At 61.7% G+C, this 17,124-nt stretch carries 15 protein-coding genes and 2 pseudogenes; 10 read left to right on the forward strand and 7 right to left on the reverse strand.

The genetic code is table 11. The features are described 5' to 3' along the window. The 4 genes and pseudogenes from ACFC0O_RS11555 to ACFC0O_RS11570 form a co-directional block, all read left to right on the forward strand. Nucleotides 1–525, forward strand: a 525-nt coding sequence (locus tag ACFC0O_RS11555) for a tetratricopeptide repeat protein (RefSeq protein ID WP_375956161.1), incomplete at its 5' end; no start/stop codon positions are given. Between the two features lie 154 nt (nt 526–679). Further along, a pseudogene (locus tag ACFC0O_RS11560) lies at nt 680–1,096 on the forward strand (recombinase family protein); the annotation flags it as partial. A 124-nt stretch (nt 1,097–1,220) separates the two neighbouring features. Further along, on the forward strand, nt 1,221–1,310 hold the full coding sequence (locus ACFC0O_RS11565; RefSeq protein WP_375960692.1) for a hypothetical protein: 90 nt from the start codon (nt 1,221–1,223) through the stop codon (nt 1,308–1,310). Nucleotides 1,311–2,599: 1,289 nt separating this feature from the next. Next, nucleotides 2,600–3,139: a hypothetical protein gene (locus ACFC0O_RS11570; RefSeq protein WP_375956164.1), complete on the forward strand. Its 540-nt coding sequence runs from the start codon at nt 2,600–2,602 to the stop codon at nt 3,137–3,139. Nucleotides 3,140–3,509: 370 nt separating this feature from the next. On the opposite strand, the pseudogene ACFC0O_RS11575 reads toward ACFC0O_RS11570, so the two are convergent. Next, nucleotides 3,510–3,687 (reverse strand): annotated as a pseudogene (locus tag ACFC0O_RS11575) (IS3 family transposase); the annotation flags it as partial. Nucleotides 3,688–3,778: 91 nt separating this feature from the next. Beyond that, the gene (locus ACFC0O_RS11580; RefSeq protein ID WP_375956167.1) at nt 3,779–4,285 is read right to left on the reverse strand and encodes an HIT domain-containing protein; all 507 of its coding nucleotides are present in this window, start codon (nt 4,283–4,285) and stop codon (nt 3,779–3,781) included. A 43-nt stretch (nt 4,286–4,328) separates the two neighbouring features. Here ACFC0O_RS11580 and ACFC0O_RS11585 point away from each other — a divergent pair, with 43 nt between their 5' ends. Further along, nucleotides 4,329–4,937 carry an AAA family ATPase gene (locus tag ACFC0O_RS11585; RefSeq protein WP_375956170.1) on the forward strand — a complete coding sequence of 203 codons (609 nt, stop codon included), beginning with the start codon at nt 4,329–4,331 and terminating at the stop codon, nt 4,935–4,937. Between the two features lie 84 nt (nt 4,938–5,021). On the opposite strand, the gene ACFC0O_RS11590 is transcribed toward ACFC0O_RS11585, so the two are convergent. Further along, nucleotides 5,022–5,915 carry a dihydrodipicolinate synthase family protein gene (locus ACFC0O_RS11590; RefSeq protein ID WP_375956173.1) on the reverse strand — a complete coding sequence of 298 codons (894 nt, stop codon included), beginning with the start codon at nt 5,913–5,915 and terminating at the stop codon, nt 5,022–5,024. A 663-nt stretch (nt 5,916–6,578) separates the two neighbouring features. Between ACFC0O_RS11590 and dnaE the strand changes: the two genes are divergently transcribed. Further along, complete coding sequence (gene dnaE / locus ACFC0O_RS11595; protein ID WP_375956176.1) at nt 6,579–10,097, forward strand: DNA polymerase III subunit alpha; 3,519 nt, start codon at nt 6,579–6,581, stop codon at nt 10,095–10,097. Nucleotides 10,098–10,355: 258 nt separating this feature from the next. Here the strand turns inward: dnaE and ACFC0O_RS11600 are convergent, their stop codons facing one another. Then, a complete protein-coding gene (locus tag ACFC0O_RS11600) occupies nt 10,356–11,315 on the reverse strand; it encodes a LysR family transcriptional regulator (RefSeq protein WP_375956179.1) in 960 nt (319 codons plus the stop codon). Nucleotides 11,316–11,746: 431 nt separating this feature from the next. Between ACFC0O_RS11600 and ACFC0O_RS11605 the strand changes: the two genes are divergently transcribed. The 3 genes from ACFC0O_RS11605 (at nt 11,747) to ACFC0O_RS11615 (ending at nt 13,746) form a co-directional block, all read left to right on the forward strand. Continuing rightward, the gene (locus ACFC0O_RS11605) at nt 11,747–12,466 is read left to right on the forward strand and encodes an HAD family hydrolase (protein ID WP_375956182.1); all 720 of its coding nucleotides are present in this window, start codon (nt 11,747–11,749) and stop codon (nt 12,464–12,466) included. 154 nt (nt 12,467–12,620) lie between these two features. Then, nucleotides 12,621–13,118: a DUF3558 family protein gene (locus ACFC0O_RS11610; protein WP_375956185.1), complete on the forward strand. Its 498-nt coding sequence runs from the start codon at nt 12,621–12,623 to the stop codon at nt 13,116–13,118. A 247-nt stretch (nt 13,119–13,365) separates the two neighbouring features. Continuing rightward, on the forward strand, nt 13,366–13,746 hold the full coding sequence (locus tag ACFC0O_RS11615; protein WP_375956187.1) for a hypothetical protein: 381 nt from the start codon (nt 13,366–13,368) through the stop codon (nt 13,744–13,746). Between the two features lie 230 nt (nt 13,747–13,976). Here ACFC0O_RS11615 and ACFC0O_RS11620 read toward each other — a convergent pair whose 3' ends face one another. Continuing rightward, nucleotides 13,977–15,005 carry an HNH endonuclease gene (locus ACFC0O_RS11620; protein WP_375956190.1) on the reverse strand — a complete coding sequence of 343 codons (1,029 nt, stop codon included), beginning with the start codon at nt 15,003–15,005 and terminating at the stop codon, nt 13,977–13,979. Between the two features lie 327 nt (nt 15,006–15,332). Further along, nucleotides 15,333–15,818: a GNAT family N-acetyltransferase gene (locus tag ACFC0O_RS11625; protein ID WP_375956193.1), complete on the reverse strand. Its 486-nt coding sequence runs from the start codon at nt 15,816–15,818 to the stop codon at nt 15,333–15,335. A 134-nt stretch (nt 15,819–15,952) separates the two neighbouring features. On the opposite strand from ACFC0O_RS11625, the gene ACFC0O_RS11630 reads away from it, so the two are divergent. Next, a complete protein-coding gene (locus ACFC0O_RS11630) occupies nt 15,953–16,363 on the forward strand; it encodes a DUF6086 family protein (RefSeq protein WP_375956196.1) in 411 nt (136 codons plus the stop codon). A gap of 183 nt (nt 16,364–16,546) precedes the next feature. Here ACFC0O_RS11630 and ACFC0O_RS11635 read toward each other — a convergent pair whose 3' ends face one another. Further along, nucleotides 16,547–17,077: a hypothetical protein gene (locus tag ACFC0O_RS11635; RefSeq protein ID WP_375956199.1), complete on the reverse strand. Its 531-nt coding sequence runs from the start codon at nt 17,075–17,077 to the stop codon at nt 16,547–16,549. Between the last annotated feature and the right edge of the window lie 47 nt (nt 17,078–17,124).

The raw sequence follows: 17,124 nt of genomic DNA on the forward strand, positions 1-17,124 counted from the left end.
GCCGAAGCCGAGGTGTGGTTCCGCAAAGCGATCGATGCCGGAAACGCCAACGCCATGAACAACCTCGGCGTGATGCTCAAACAGCGAGGCGACCTGGACGAAGCCGAGAGCTGGTATCGCAAAGCCGCCGACGCCGGCAACACCAGAGCCATGCTCAACCTCGGAAGACTACTCCGAGTCGGTGGCAAGGTCGCCGAAACCGAGGTGTGGTTCCGCAGGGCCGTCGACGCCGGAGACATCAACGCCATGGATGAGCTCGGGTTCTTGCTCAAACAGCGGGGCGACCTGGCCGAAGCCGAGGTGTGGTTCCGCAAAGCCATCGACGCTGGCAGCGCCAGAGCCATGAACAGCCTTGCCGCGATGCTCAAACAGCGAGGCGACTTGGCCGACGCCGAGGTGTGGTTCCGCAAAGCGATCGATGCCGGAAACGCCAACGCCATGAACAACCTCGGCGTGATGCTCAAACAGCGAGGCGACCTCGCCGAAGCCGAGTCATGGTTCGAACGCGCTCGCGGCACCAGCTAGCACGGTCCGTTGTTGAGAATCGATCGTCCAATCAGTATTAGCTGCCGCGGAACGGATTCCTGCCGATTCCCACCCCGATCAGGTGTGGAAAAACCTGTTGTAAAGTCGGAGTATCCAACAGGTCGTGTCGGACCTTTCTCAAACACTCCGGGGCATGGCCCGCCGCACGCGCACCGTCGATCTGTCCGAACCGCTTGTCCTGGACGGGGATGCGTTTGATCCGATCGGTGGCGGCGGCGCGCTCATCGGGTACGCCCGCGTCTCCACCATCGGGCAGCTGCTCGACTGCCAACTGCACGCTCTCACCGAGGCGGGATGCCAGAAAGTGTTCGCGGACAAGAAGTCCGGCAAGAACGTCGAATGCGACGAGCTCTGGAATTGCCTGGAATACATGCGCGCCGGGGACACCCTGGTGGTGCCGTCGCTTGATCGGCTCAGCCGCTCACTGCAAGACCTGATCTCGATCGTTGGCAGACTTCGCAAGCACGGCATCGGATTCCGGTCCCTGCACGAGGCCATCGACACCGCCACCCCCGGCGAGCGCCTGGTGTTCCACGTCTTCGCCGCCCTGGCCGAGTTCATCCGCGAACTGATCGTCGAGGGTATCAACGAAGGACTGGCCTCCGCGCGCCCGCGGCCAACGCCCCGGGCACCCGCCGACCATGAACGCCGAGCAGATCCGTCAGGCCCGCGCGATGATCACTCGCCCAGTCGAACCGGTGTCCTCGATCGCTCGGCTGTTGGGGGTCTCCCGGTCCACGATCTACGATACCTGCCCGAGCTGACCGAAACTCACACGGCAGCAACCTGTTCCGAGGCGCAGACCCTCGCCGCCTGGCTCGTGCCCCGGATTCGACGATTACGGCGGCTTGGGCGCTGAGCGCGCAGCTGACACTGGTCGACTCCTATCAGACGTCGCCGAGGCTATGCCCGACTGCCTGGCTGTCGCGGGCACGACAGGCCCAGTTCGAGCACGTGCTCAGTACGACATAGGGGCCGCGCGCCTCTTCGAGCTGCGAAATTACCCATATTGGGGTGGTTTCTGCTCACTGTCAGGTGAGCATTTGCTCTCTGTGAGCACGTAAACTCGTACGCGGCAAGAGGATCGGTCCCCCTTCAGCTGGCCGCGGATGTCTCTCAATCGGCGAGACACGGCCGGTAGAAGGGAGACTGATCATTTGTGGGCAGACACTCACGCCGAAACGTTCTGGGAAACGCGCAGGGCCTGAACAGAACGAAGACCGCCGTAGTGATAACAACTGCGGCGGCCTCCGTGGTAAACCTCGTCACTGCTGTTTACCGTCTTGCAAGTGCCGTGCATCAGGCAGGTTGGTTCTGACAAACCAACCGATTCGCGGCTCCTCGTTCGCAGCGGGGAGCCGCGAGGCTTGTAAAGCTTCCCGACGCGGTCCAGTTTACTACCGAGCTCGCGATACACACACGACTGTGCAATGTGCGCGTCGTACCCCTCTGAACTGGTAAATACGCTAGCTGCCACAGTGCGTGCGTTTACTTTTGTCTCAATCCGCCCACTGCGCAGTCCGATTCGATACCGTATGCGGCCACCCGGCAGTCCGGCCCATCGTTTGAGCGCCGAGCGGCGCCATCATCCGGGCCCGATCTCCGGGGCGGTGTCAGAACTGGCCTCGTGGTACCCGCTTGCTGGTCTGATTCTGTCCGTACGACGACCGACTCCCCTACCAGTTCGGTCGCGCGGTCAGCGGCAGGAGCGCGTACTTCTTGGGAACCGGACTTGCTTCCAGAACCGGCGGCCAGAGGAAGTCCTCCTCGATACGCAGATGCTCAGCGACACTTCGGCGGTGCTTCGGATGGGGCACCCTGCCGCCAAGCCATCGAGTGACCGTCTTGGGGTCCACCTCGCACGCGTCGGCCAATGTCTCGGGCCGAATGCCCCGTTGGAGCAGCACGCTCTGAAGGCGGATGTTCACAGCTCCCATGGAAACCGACGTGGCGATTCTCGGCAAGGAAATCGCTCCAGGACGCCGGAAACGTCCCAGGACGTCTACGGCCCAGCTCCAAACGCGGTTACAAGATCCCTTCCCTCGCAGCCACGATGGCTCTCACCAGCGATGGAACAGGGGCCGAGATGACGTGGCGTACCAGACTCTTCGAGTTTCCCGGTGGTGTGTTTGAACTGCGAAGCGCCGGAGGCGAATCCGACGACCGCGCAGGGTTCTACCTGGAATTTCCGGCAGATGGCGCGTTCACCAGTCCGGATGAGAGAGGGGCAGTCATGAAGTACAAGCCGACCGCTGTCGGCTACCTCCGCACCGGCATATCCGGTATGGCTCGGCTATGGGACCAAATCCAAATCCGCAGGCTTGCAACACGTCTCGGGTACGACTTTGCCGACCTCGTAATTTTCGATCCTCGGTTCGGTCGGCCGCCGTTGGCACGACTGAAGGCCCAGGCGACCCGCTTGGACGCTGAAGCAGTGATTGTCCCTAGCCCCAAGCACTTCCCGGGCGGTGAGGTGCCGGCAACGCTCGTCCAGCAACTCGACGTGATCACCGTGGATCCCGAGGAGACCTATGCCCGCCGGGCAATGCCTCCGCTTCGAGACTTGCCCGCCGCCAAGTCGGACGGCGCGTAGACCATTCCGATGGCTCGGGAGCTGGGAGGGGGTGATCTATAGAGCCGACTTCAGGACAACCCGATGGCTTTGCTCCACGGGGACAATGCACTTCGCGATGAACCCTCGGCCAACCGCAACCACGCCGAGGGTTTTCGCAACCCGGACAACAACAGTTGCCGTTCGTCGGCGTAGGTTCTCCACGTGGATACTCTGGCTCTGGTCTATTTCTGTTGGTGAAGAAGCGCTTCAGCTGTTGGCTACCCTCATGGAGACTGCCCAGTCGGTTGACCGCTGGTCTTCCCTAGGATTCGTTACCTGCCCGGATCCGAATTTCAGTCGGGGCGGATTGGCGTTCGCAACGTAACTCGTGCTTGGTCGGCGACACTTAGTCAAGCTGGGAGCGGCGTCGTTGCCGGTTGTCGAAGATCTCGATGTAGTCGAAGATCGCGTTCGCCAGATCAACTCGCGTTCGCCACCTTTCCGGCTCAGTAGCTCGATCTGCATGCTTGACCAGAACGATCCCCCGCGTCGTCGTAGCCGTCGCCGACGGTTACCGGAAATAACCCGACTACAGCTCACCAATGCCGAACCGGCCTCAGCAGACTGTTGTCCCCGATCGTTACAAGTGCACTGGCACCCCACTTGCCTTGTTGGGCGTCACTGGCGCGTGTCCTCATCAACGATTTCTTGTAGAACCGCGGCGATCTCCTTACGCAGGGAATCGTGTCTGCTGTCTAATGCGTGCTCTGGCGTTTCGCGCTCGGGTCCGTAGAGGGAGACCGGTGCGGTGCGCCGATGTTCAGGTTCCCACTGGTAGCGGGGGTGGATGTGCCCGTGCAGGTGCGGCCAGAAGTTGCCGAGCACCTCGTAATTGATCCGCCAGAAAGCGGGATCTGCGGCGCGGCAGGCCTTTTCGACGGCTTCACCGAGCAAGACGAGGTCGTGCATGAACGCGACGCGATCCGGGCGTGAAAGCTCGGTGAGCTGATCGGCGGTGCCGTCGTGCAGGAGCAGGCAATAGCCGGGCAGGTGTTGGGTGTTGCCGATAACCGCCCAGCCGGTGCGCATTCGGCCCAACACGTTCGGGTTGGTGCCCTGCCGGGCTGCGCCGATCGGGTCTGTACGGTAGTCAACTGTCGCTGCGGAGGAGTCTGGTGCCGTCACGTTGTCCCATTTCTATTGTGCGCCAAGGGATATGCTCGGGAGCGTGATAGTACACGTCGAGGTGCTCTCAGCGAAGGTCAAAGCAGTGCTGCGGGATTGCGCGAAAGAACTCGACGGACACGGTGTGCTGGCAGTGTGCGGATTTCCCGGATCAGGGAAATCCACGGCTGCGTGGTTTGTAGCCGCAGCTGCCGGTGCCAGCGTGCTGGACAAGGACAGCTTCGCGCCGAACCTGGAAAAGGCAGTGATGGCTCAACTGACCGGCGACCCGTACGACCGGGACAGTGACAGCTACAAAACCGTTGTCGCTCCACACATCTACGAAGGGCTGGTCCGGACAGGTTTCACCGTCGCGATGAAACACCCAGTCGTACTCGATGCGCCTTTCCTGGCCGCCATCACCCAAGCCGCGAACGCGGGCATGTCGCTGAGTGAATACTTGCGGACCTTGGCCAGCGCATCGGCACCATTGCCCGTTACAACGATATGGGTGGACTCCTCGGCAGCGGAGATCCACTCGCGAATGACCGCACGCGGCGAGGAGCGAGACGCACCCAAACTCGCCGACTGGGAGGTCTATCAGACGGCTGTGCTGGATAGCGGTCTCCGCGAAATCGCCCACTCCGTAGTCGATCTGGTCATCGAGAACTGACTCGCCCAGGTCTGTAGTAAGGATTGTCCCTCGGATTCTGAGGTCGTACTTCGACCGACCAAGGCACCTCCTCGTTACTTCCAGTCAGAATGGGCTCAGTTTGTTGATCATGTTGTCCCGCATGAAGGTTCGGATGCTCTGACATTGTTCGGCCGAGGCGGTGACCAACGGTGGTCGTACATGCGGTGGAAACCCTGGAAGTCGGGCAGCCAGTGCGGCCTTCACAAAGGCGATGTCAGTCAACGGCATTGCCTTTCGGGCGTCGCTGTAGCAATCGAACGTGGCCTGCAGATGGCGAGCCGCGACCACGTCACCGCGACCCACGGCGGCAGCGATTCCCAGCGGAAGCTCCGGGACCGGTCCACCCGCGCCGGTCACGACTCCGTCGATTCCCAGCTCGGCCACCCTGATGCCGATCCGATCGTCACCCACGAACACCCGCAGCCTCGGGCACCGGGCTTTAAACTCCTGCGTGATCGACAGGTCCTTCCCGGAGTCCTTCACACCCCACAACAGAGGAAGCTTCGCACTCAGGCGCGTCACCAGAGCAGGGGCGAGGCTGTTCTGGGTGTGTCGGGGAAAGTTGTACAGCAGCACCGGCTTTCGTGCGCTCGCGAGCGCACACTCGAAGAACTCCCCGATGCCGGCCTCTGGTGCGTCCGCGAAGAAGTAGGGCGTGATCACCGCCAGGGCATCGGCGCAATCGTTCGCCGCTTGTATCAACGTCTCGGTGTCACCGACTGCGCTCGCACCGACATGCGCGATCAATCGTCGCGGCCACCGCTGGCGGCAAAAGTCCACTACCTCTCGCCGCTCGACCAAGCTCATGCTGGGAAATTCCCCGGTCGTCCCATTCACCAGCAGACTCTGCACACCCGCCTCGATCAAAAGGTCCAGATAGTCCCCGAGGGCCGCATAGTCCACCACCCCACGCTCATCGAAGGGGGTCACGGCAGCAACGATCGGCGAGGAGATCACACCTGCCTTACTACCGCAGCACGTATCGAGGTGCCTGACAAAGCGTGCTGTGGTGCCGCCTTACATTCAGCGACCTTGTGGGCGTGCGGGATTCCGCCGAGCGGGCTGCGCCAGATCTGCCCGACGCCACCCCGGGTGCGAGAGGACACTGGTGTGGACACTAACCCATGGTTCCAAGAATTCAGGCGTCGCACGGTGACGTTCGGTAGGCCCTATGGACAACAGAGACGCTCGAGAACGTTTACACGGTGCGTGCGATGGGTCCGCGCGAACGAGTGCCGACGGTCCGCCCGCTGACGGTCCACGTTGGCGGGCAAAATGCGGTACCTGACGTCGGGCCACCGGACGTTCCTGAGAAGTGTTGTGTCTATTAACTATTCATCGACAAGGGTTAGCGTTACCCGTCCTCTCTGACGACAGCGAACCACTCATCTCTGGCAGCGCTCGCTCGGTGTTCGGAGTGATGTTCGCGAATGTCGTTCGCAGGTGACCGATCATGGAGCGCCCAACCAGCGGCGACAACCATCGGTTGGCTCCCAGTGCGTGTCGATTGTTTGACCCCCCTTCCACGGCTCGGCTCGAATAGGTCGATCCGAGCTCGAATCGCTGCTGGAGGGTCCGTTGTCCTCATTCGTTCACCTGCACGTTCACACCGAATACTCCATGCTGGACGGGGCGGCGAAGATCAAGCCGCTGTTCGAGGAAGCCGCGCGCCTGGGGATGTCCGCGGTCGGTATGACCGATCACGGAAACATGTTCGGCGCGGACGAGTTCTATCAGGTCGCGACGAAAATGGGGATCAAGCCGATCATCGGGATCGAGGCCTATCTGGCTCCCGGTAGCCGGTGGCATAAGAAGCCGGTGTTCTGGGGGCAGTCCAACCAGCGGGGCCCGAACGGGGAGGGCGTCGGTGGTGACGTGTCCGGCGGTGGTGCCTACACACACATGACCATGCTGGCGCAGAACGGTCGCGGACTGCGCAATCTGTTCAAGCTGTCGTCGCTGGCGAGTATGGAGGGTTACTACCGCAAGCCCCGGATGGATCGTGAGCTGATCGCCGAGAACTCCGAGGGGATCATTGCGACCACCGGGTGCCCGTCGGGCGAGGTGCAGACGCGGCTGCGCCTGGGGCAGTATGCCGAAGCGCTGCAGGCGGCCTCGGATTACCGAGACATCTTCGGCAGGGACAATTTCTTTGTCGAGTTGATGGACCACGGCCTGCCGATCGAACGATCGGTACGCGAGGGTTTGCTCGAGATCAGTACGAAACTCGACCTACCTCCGTTGGCCACGAACGACTCTCACTATGTCACCAAAGGCCAATCCGAAGCCCACGCGGCGTTGCTGTGTGTGCAGGCAGGCAAGACTCTCAACGATCCCACGAGGTTCAAGTTCGACGGTGATGGCTACTACCTGCAATCGGCGCAGGAGATGCGAGCCTATTGGGACCTCCAGGTCCCCGGTGCCGCCGATAACACCCTGCTGATCGCCGAACGCGTCGAGTCCTATGCCGAGGTGTGGGAGCACACCGATCGCATGCCGATCTACGAAGCCCCCGAGGGCTACGACCAGAATTCGTGGTTCCGGGAGCAGGTCATGCGCGGCCTGGCTCGCCGTCTGCCCAACGGTGTGCCGGAGGAATATCTCCACCGCGCCGAGTTCGAGATCGACATCATCGTCGACAAGGGATTCCCCGCGTACTTTCTCATCACTGCCGACTTGATGAATTACGCACGGCAGGAAGGTATTCGGGTCGGTCCCGGCCGCGGGTCGGCCGCCGGATCCCTGGTGTCCTACGCATTGCGCATCACCGACCTCGATCCCATTCGCCATGGCCTGCTGTTCGAACGGTTCCTCAATCCCGAACGGGTGTCCATGCCCGATATCGACATGGACTTCGACGATCGCCGCCGTGGCGAGATGGTTCGGTACGCCACCGAGAAGTATGGCTCCGATCGTGTCGCCCAGGTGATCACCTTCGGCAAGATCAAAACCAAGGCCGCGATCAAGGATTCGGCACGAGTTCATTTCGGCCAACCGGGTTTTGCCATCGCTGACCGGATTTCCAAGGCCCTTCCGCCGCCGGTCGCCGCAAAGGACATCCCGCTGTCGGGCATCGTCGATCCCACGCATGAGCGCTACCCCGAAGCAGCAGAGGTTCGGGCACTCGTCGAGACCGACAGGGACGTGTCCACCATCTTCGAAACCGCAAGGGGCCTTGAGGGTTTGATACGCAATGCAGGTGTGCACGCCTGCGCGGTGATCATGTCCTCGCAACCGCTGGCGGAGGTGATCCCACTGTGGCGGCGCGAGGACGGCGCGATGATCACAGGGTGGGACTATCCCTCGTGCGAGGCCATCGGACTGCTGAAGATGGATTTCCTGGGGTTGCGCAACCTGACGGTGATCGGCGATGCGATCGACAACATCGAGGCCAATCGCGGCGAAACGGTGGATCTCGACTTGCTCGAGACCGACGACCCGAAAACCTATGAGCTGCTGGGCCGCGGCGACAGCCTCGGAGTCTTCCAGCTCGACGGGAACGCGATGCGCGAGCTGCTGCGCCGTTTGGGGCCTACCGGTTTCGAGGACATCATCGCCGTCAACGCACTCTATCGGCCGGGCCCGATGGCGATGAACACCCACAACAACTATGCCGACCGCAAGAACGATCGGCAGGCGATCGAGCCGATTCATCCCGAGCTCGCTGAGCCGCTGCGCGATATTCTCGCCGAAACTTACGGCCTGGTGGTCTATCAGGAACAGATCATGCAGATCGCCCAGCGGGTGGCGGGCTTCTCGATGGGCCGCGCCGACGTGCTGCGGCGGGCGATGGGCAAGAAGAAGCTCGATGTTCTCGAGAAGGAGTTCGAGGGTTTCCGCGCGGGGATGCGCGAGAACGGTTTCTCCGATGACTCGGTGCAGGCACTGTGGGATACGGTGCTGCCGTTCGCGGGATACGCGTTCAACAAGTCCCATGCCGCGGGATATGCGCTCGTGGGCTATTGGACCGCCTACCTCAAGGCGAACTATCAGGCCGAATACATGGCGGCTCTGCTGACCTCGGTAGCGGACAACAAGGACAAGTCGGCCATCTACCTCGCCGAGTGCAGGCAGCTCGGTCTCAAGGTGCTGGCACCGGACGTCAACGAGTCCTCGCTGCGGTTCTCTGCTGTCGGCAACGATATTCGGTTCGGGCTCGGAGGGATTCGCAACGTCGGGGGCAATGTTGTGGAGTCGATCATCGACACCCGCAGCAGGAAGGGGAAATACACCTCCTTCGCCGATTTCGTCGAGAAGTCCGAGCTGGTCTGCTGCAACAAGCGGGTACTCGAATCCCTTATCAAGGCAGGCGCTTTCGACTCGTTCGGTCATCCGCGCAAGGCGCTGATCGAGGTTCACGAGCAGGCTGTCGACGCGGTGACCAGGCTCAAACGTCACCAGGCGATGGGGCAATTCGATCTGTTCGGGATCGAGAACGCGACCGAGGAGGTCGCTTCGGACTCGTCTCCGCTGAGCCACCTGAGCTTCGATGGCGAGGAATGGCCTCGAAAGATCCGGCTGGGGTTGGAACGAGAGATGTTGGGCCTGTACGTGTCCGGCCATCCGCTCGACGGGGCGAGTCATCTGCTGCGCAAAGCCGCGCCCAAGCCGATCGCGGCTGTTCTGGCCAATGCTCCTCGGGAAGGAACAATCACCATCGCGGGCATGATCTCCGCGCTCGAGCGTCGAGTGAACAAGAAGGGCGAGAGTTGGGCGATCGCCGTGATCGAGGATCTGGATGCTTCGGTCGAGGTTCTGTTCTTTCCCAAGAGCTACAACGTGTTCGCCGCCGATCTCGCCGTGGACGCGGTCGTAGTTGTTGAGGGGCGGGTCAATTGGCGGGAAGACAAGCTGGGTGTTTTTGGGGTCCATCTGGCCCCGATCGATATCGGCTCCATCGAACGCGGTGACCACATCCCACCGCTCACCCTCGAGATCAATGCCGAAAGCACCGACCGCGACAGCGTGATCGAGCTCCGGTCCGCACTGCAGTCGCACCCCGGCGAGACCCCGGTGCGTCTGGTGCTGTGTTACCGCGAGCGCCGCACGCCGCTGGCAGTCGACAACTATCCGGTGACAGTCAGCTCGGCGTTGTTCGGCGAGCTCCGGGCGATCCGAGGCGTCAAGATCCTTACCTGACAATCGAACTCGTCACCTGTGAATAGGACAGTCCGTCCTCGCATGCGCTCTTTCACTGGTATGGGTGTTGTGTTCGCAGTCGCCGGTCGAACTACCCGTAGGGCAATCCTGTTGCAGGACTAGCTGATTGATGATGGAGCGGCCGATGTCGATGATGACGAACTGACGGCCAGGCGGCGCGCCGCGATCCCTGCACCCAATCATCTGCCCGACTGTCGAATGAGGAGTGCCCTTTTCGGCGATACGGCGATAGCGGGGTCAGCCCACGCTGCCGCGGAATGCCTCGAACAGTCCCGCTTCGATGTCACTGGCCGGAAGCCAATGACGGTCGGGATCGAAGGGGCGAAAGGCTTTCGTGACGTGGTTGATCAACTCCGGCAGCGCGGGATGGGGGTTACGACGGTGCCAGAGCATCGAGTGCGGATAGGTCGGCGTCGGATCGACGATCGGAATCTGCACGATGTCGCGATGCCACGGGACGCGCAAGCGTTCGCCCGAGAACACGAAACTCTGCTCCGAATGCGCGATCTCGTCGAGGAGGTGGTCCAGGCCGAAGTCGGGGCCTGAGGTGTCGATGGTCAATCCGAATTCCGCGGCGAGGTCGTCGTAGAACTGCGCCCATTCACTTCCCGGTTCATTGCCGGGCATCCGCGCGATCGCGCCCGCCAGGTCGGTGGGCCGGACGGTCCGCTGATGCGCGAACCGATGGTTGCGCCCCACCAACACGTATAGCGGCTCGAGGTAAGCCGGAATGTGCTCGATGGCGGCATCTAGTGCACCGATGACGCGCGCGAACGCGACATCGATTGTGCCCTCGGTCAGCGCGGCACGGCCGCTGCGGAGCCCGCTCGAGGTCACCACATCGATCTCCACGCCGTCATAGGTCTCGTGGAAGGTTCGGATCAAATCCGTTGCGGCCAAACGGGTACCGAGGACATCGACCCGCAGAGGGCGTACGCCGCCGCAAAGCGACTCGACAGCCTGATCCGCGAGTGCGATCAGAGCGCGAGCATGCGGAAGGAAGGCGGACCCCTCGTCGGTGAGTCGCGTTCCGCCCCGTGTCCGCGACAGCAATCGCGTATCGAGGCTCTCCTCGAGCTTGGCGATGCGTTTGGAAACGGCTTGTTGTGTCAGCCCCAGGCTGTCTGCGGCCTCACCGAAATGCAGGTGATCGGCAACGGTGATGAAGGCGCGGATAGCGCCGAGGTCCAATTCCACGCCCGCTCCCGTTCCGCACCCACTCCCGCAGGGTGGAGGCGTCGGCTGGCCCCTGCACCTGTCGCCGAATGCATATCTCAGTCCGAGGGGACACTACCGGAACGCACATGAGGCTCAGATGACGGCTATCTGCTCGTTGCGGCGGCCGGACTGCCGTATCTGGTTGTGGGACAACATCACTCCGATTGTTGCTCGCGAGCCGACGTCGGGAGGTCGCGTGGAGGATCGGCGCAACGATCGGGCGACCGCCGGAGGAGAGGCATGAAGCCGCGGTCCTCGGCTCGAAGAGGACGTTCGCACGACCGAGCCGCGGGTTGGGGCGCAACTCAGCCCCCATTGACCAGATCCTTCCGATATCTCAAGGTAAGGAGACCGAGCCGTGTCACGCATGAGCTGGGCGCGGAGTCCGCGCCTCTGCCAGAATGCGCAGTATGGGTGTGCAGCGCGCGGGGCTCATCGTTTGGGATGTCGATGGCACTCTCATTCCGGCTGATTTGCGGTGGCTCCGCAGGGCAGTGGCTCGCACCTACGCCATCGAAGAAGCAGACGTCGTCTTCCGGGCGGCGCGTGTGCACGGCTACACCGATGAGTCCATCGTTGTGGACACAGCTCTCGCGTCCGGCATTCCGGCTGACGCCGCGGAGCGAGGGGTGCAGCGCTTCCATCGGGAGCTTGACGAGGTCATGGCCGAAGGTGAGGCAGAGTTGGCACGTGACCAGCCCGCGTATCAGGGAGTGCCGGACACGATTGCCGGCCTGGACGAGCACGGGTTTGTCCAGACGGTGCTGACGGGGAACTTGCGTTCGGCCGCCGAGGTGAAGCTCCGTGTCAATGGGCTGGATCGCCACTTGGATCTCGACATCGGCGGCTTCGGGTCCGACGCGCGCGCAAGATTCGACCTTCCTGCAGTGATTGCCGAGCGGTTTCTGGCGAAGTACGGCGAGCTGTTGGACCCTGCCCGGACTGTCGTCATTGGTGATGCGCCGAACGATATCGCCTGCGCCCGGCACGCGGGATTTCATGTGATCGTTGTGACTCATCGAGCGAGTCGTGAGGAGCTGGAACAGCATTCGCCGGACGCGATTGTGGATGCCTTGGTGCCGGATGATGTTGTTGCCTTGGCGAATTCACTGACCGACTTTGGCCGCTAGATCGGTACATTACCGATTCTCAAAAATCACACCAGACCGTCGACGCCGTCGTCTTCGGCGGTAAAGAAGTCGAACCGGGAAGCAAGATCTACGTCGATGTCCTGCGTGCCGGAGCGGCACCGCCCAACATCAACAGCTGGGATGGAGTGGCCCGATGAGCAGTCAGTTCTTGCGAACTGCGGTGATCCTCACTGCGGCAACGGCAACCGCGCTCCTCGTCGGCGCATGCGGTGCCCGTACCGCGAAAAGCGGCGATGCTCCTGCCTGGGATCCCTGCACCGCCTTCCCCGACTCGGCAGTCCACGATCTAGGACTGAACTACAAGGCTCACACCGAATTCCACGGTCAAAGCTGTGCATGGGCGAACCTCGCATCCGGCTACAACCTTGACGTGCACTACCGGACCAACAGTCAGTTCTCGGACTGGACCGAGCCCGACGATCCGTCCGAGGTCACGATCGGCAGCTATTCCGGGCACACCTACCACGTCAAAGGCAACAGTCACCCGTTCATGTGCGCGCTCCAGTTGGAAACCAAGAACGCCAATGTCGTGTTGGCGGCGACCAACACGAACTACCGGGATGAGGATCCCTGTTCCTTCGCCACCCGCGCAGCGACCGGGTTGGAGAAGTACCTGCCGCCGGCGAGATGAAAGAGACTGTCGCTCAAGGACAGAGCACCCGACTATTAACGTGGCTCGTCAACCGACGCCCGGTAAAGTCCTACTGTTCCAGGGAAACCGGGGGACCAGCGCCCCAGGGACTGCCCCCGGAGTATTTGGTGGCGCCGCGATTGGCAACGGGTCACTGCCCGAATCGAATTGGGGCATATGTCCTATACCGCCCCGTCCGGGACGGCTTGTAGCTTCTAGCCGTATGCCGCACCGATTGACAGCCCTGTTGAGCACCACCAGCTCGTTGTTCGCTATTGCCGTCAGTGTGGCCGCACCGCAGGCCGCCGCCGGTACTCCGGTGGTGCTGGCTCCCTGGGTCTCGTGCACTGACCGCTGGTGCCGCAACGAAACTGACGACACCTACCGCGTGGACGTGATCTTCGACTGCGGTCTGGGAAAACAGCAGATAGCCCGTGCTTACCTTCCCCCGCATCTGACCACGGCCGTGGGTGGTAACTGTGGTTCTCACGACGAGCGCTGTGTGTATGACCGTGAGCGCCGGTGTAGCAAGGACAATCCGATCTTCGCAATGCGGTACGAGAACGTAGTGGTCGACAACGGACCGATTCCGCCCTGGCCCTTCAACAGCTCGGGCTCATCGCACTGAACGCAGGCACCTCGCGGCGACTGGTATGTCCGGACCGGCCCACGCACTGAACTGCCGCGACCCGCGCGTCGGTCGGCTGTCCAAACCGGCTGGCCGGCAGCAGCTTCCCAACGCACCATCATGCCGATTTTGCGACGTCGGCCGGGAACACCAGGCCCTTCAGTTGGCGTACACATGGGTCCAGGTCCCGATGACGCGCCAGTCCGTGCAGTTGTGGTAAGTCGCGAGATTCACGGGGCCCTCGACGTCGACAGCGTTGTATACACAGTCGACGCAACTATTGCTCGAAGCTCGTTGACCGTCAGCCATTTCGCCGGGCGATGAATCATCTGGTGACAATTTGCACACAACAGCACAAGGTCATCCAAGGTCGTTTCGACTCGACCGGTTATATGCAGCGGTACGGCGTGATGAACATGGATATAGCCCTCGCCGATCTCGGGGTATGCAGTTTCGAAGTCAAATCCGCAAGCCTCGCATGCAATATTACCTCGCAAATCTCTGGACCGATCAATCTTTCGTCTACGCAATTTAGGGTCTCGCTCGTAAACACGGATCCTCCTGTGCGTCGCCTCGCCCTCCACTGAGGCGATCAACACATCAGCCGACATCATCTCTGAGTCGAGTACATTGTCGAGGCCACCATCTATCTCATCATGGATCCTCAGATCTAGCTGCAGATCTGACCAAAGCTTGCCAGCAAGCGCATGCATACCCTCAGGATTCTCCGCGAAGGCAACGGAAACCTGCACCGTCCGCTCACGGCCACGTGGAATGGCGCTGGGTGGATCAAAATACGCGCTCCTAAGGTGGACGAGCTTTTCGGAAATCCTCTGAGAGTCCCGATACTCCGGGATGCTCGAGGAATATGCCCACTGCGATCGAAGCAATCGTGATAACGGTTTCACCAGTCCAAAGGATTCCCATAAGGGAATCTCACGCCAATTGTTCTGGTACAGGAGATCACAAGCCAGGATTAGTTCCTCGGTCCGCCATTCCATCTTTGCACTGACCTCGAAACCGAGTCCTCGAAGTCGGCTGGCAGCAACAATCCCACTAGGAGCACCCGGAGGACGTACTCTACTTTCCGCAACCAGCGAATGAGCGACGCCAACAATTGCCTTCGTATCGTACGCTCGGCCGTTATACAGCAGAAAGTATTCACGCGCTGATTTCAGTCCGTATCGCGCTAGAAACGCCGAGCGGCCGACCTGATCGCACTCTGCGATTGCTGCCAACACCGCCTCACGTGTCAACACGGACGGCCTCATCGTCTCGACCCCCTCGGCCAGATCTTCGACAGCGGGTGGTGCCACGCGGGGTGGTGCCGGGCCCGATGAGCATCCCGCTTGTCAGCCGTGCAGCTCCTGCCGCAGTGTAACCACGGAGTCCCTCACCTCGTCCGCGTGGCCGGAGCCGGTCCGCCTTCCGCGAATCGGCCGACACGCACATGCCGCGATGCGGGCGGTTCGAAGCCGTCGGTACGGTGGAGCCGAAGATCAATGGGCTGAGGTCATCTTGGTGCACGGAACGCACTGACATGCCGAATTCAGTGCGTCGCTCAATTTGGCTGTGGCGTACGACCGTCACGCTGTTGTGCGGGCGGCTTGAACTGCTGCTGGCACTGGCCCGAGGTACAGCCGAAATCCCTCTGCCTCGGCTTCGAATCCCAGCGAAGTGTAGAGCTGGTGTGCGCCGTCGGTGGAATGGCGTTTGTGGGACAGCAACTGCACTTTGTTACACCCGGCTGTACGCGCATCATCGAGAAGCCGCCGCATGATCGCGCTGGCGATGCCCTTACGGCGATGCTTTGCAGCCACCACGACAGCCTCGATGAACGCTGTTGGCGCACAGTGATAGGTCACGTTCGGCATGAGCATCAGGGTTGCCGTCCCAACGGCCTCGCCGTCGACCTCGGCGAGGTAGACCGTGAGATCTTCGGACCGTTGCATGCGTGACCAGGTGCGCTGCTGAAGATCGGTAACGGCCTCAGCCGATCCGCCCTGATTGTGGATTGCCAAGACGGCCAACAGATCTCCGAGGCCAGTTGCCCGGATCGTGAGGTTCCCCATTCGAGAAGTATCACTCAGTTTTTGACCTCCATTGGAACGGGAGCATCACCCGCACATGCCGCATACCGCGCTGACGAACCGGCAGACGGCGTGGAGACCTAGCTTCGGGGCCGCGTCGACCCATAATCTCGGGTATGAGCCAGTACTTCTACGCAGGTGAACGAATGATCTGGAACTCACCTGGAGTGCTGGACGGGGCATTGTTCGCCGCCATGGCCGAGGTCCTGTCGGCTCAGCTGAAGGTTCCCAGTGGAGTCAGCGAGATGTTCAACGACGAATGCCGCATCGACGGCGCAGTGTTCGAGACCTTCGTCCAGGCACTCCTCGAACGCGACTGTCACGACCACAGCTGGTTTTGGCGCAACCTCATGCCGGGATACGTCCTGACCGCATGGATCCTGCTGGAACGTTCCGGCGGCACAGTTCAGGAACCGGACTATGACCATGCGCGGCATCCTGAATCACTCAGAAGTTGGTGGGCTCACTGGATCGAGCGCCACGACGAAGCGATTGAGAACGAGTGGGCTTACCGGCCTGTCGAGTAGCACCTGAACGTCCGCTTCTGCCGCGAGGCGGGCGGACCGAAACGGCCATCGCGGACCCTCGAAAGATCAACGGCCCGAGGCGACTCGGGCCGTTCCGGTGTCCGCTACTGGCCGCATACAGCGTTGACCAGCCCGGCCAGTACGAGCATCAAACTTCCAACCGATCAGCGCTCTCTACGTCAACTACCGAGCGACTGCCGCTGTGGCCTCAATGATGCTGTCAGCGGCCTTTCCGACTTGTTCATCGGTGATGACCAAAGGGCCGGCGTCGTCGACGATCTCGATGTGTCCCTGCCACGCACCGACTTGGGTGATCAGGTCGACGGTGCCCTTCTTCTGGACTGGCTGGGAGATCGTGCGGGAGTCATTGATCCACACAGCGGTGCTCTTCCCCGGAAGGGGTGTGTACCCGTTGTCCTTGAACCATTGGGGTGAGTCTGTGAGCGTGGTGCCGTCCGAGAGCCTGTTGATCCAGCCCGCGCCATTCACGGTGCCGGAGCTACCTGCGAAGCCGCAGTTCTCGCTCGTGGTGGAGTCGTTGAGGACTTTCTGCTCGGCGATGCCGAGCGTGGTCAGCTTGACGTTCTGAATTTTGAGGTCCTGGTCGAAGAACCGCAGCAGTGGGTCGCAGAATTGGCTGAGGGTATGCGTGGGTGGTTCGGCTGTATTGGACGAGCCGCACCCGAGGGCACTGGCGATCGACATCGCGCTCACGGCGAGGACCGTCGCTCGTAGGGCGCGTTGGTGCGGGGTGTGTGTGC

It is taken from the genome of Nocardia sp. NPDC056100 (assembly GCF_042266325.1).
GTDB lineage: Bacteria > Actinomycetota > Actinomycetes > Mycobacteriales > Mycobacteriaceae > Nocardia.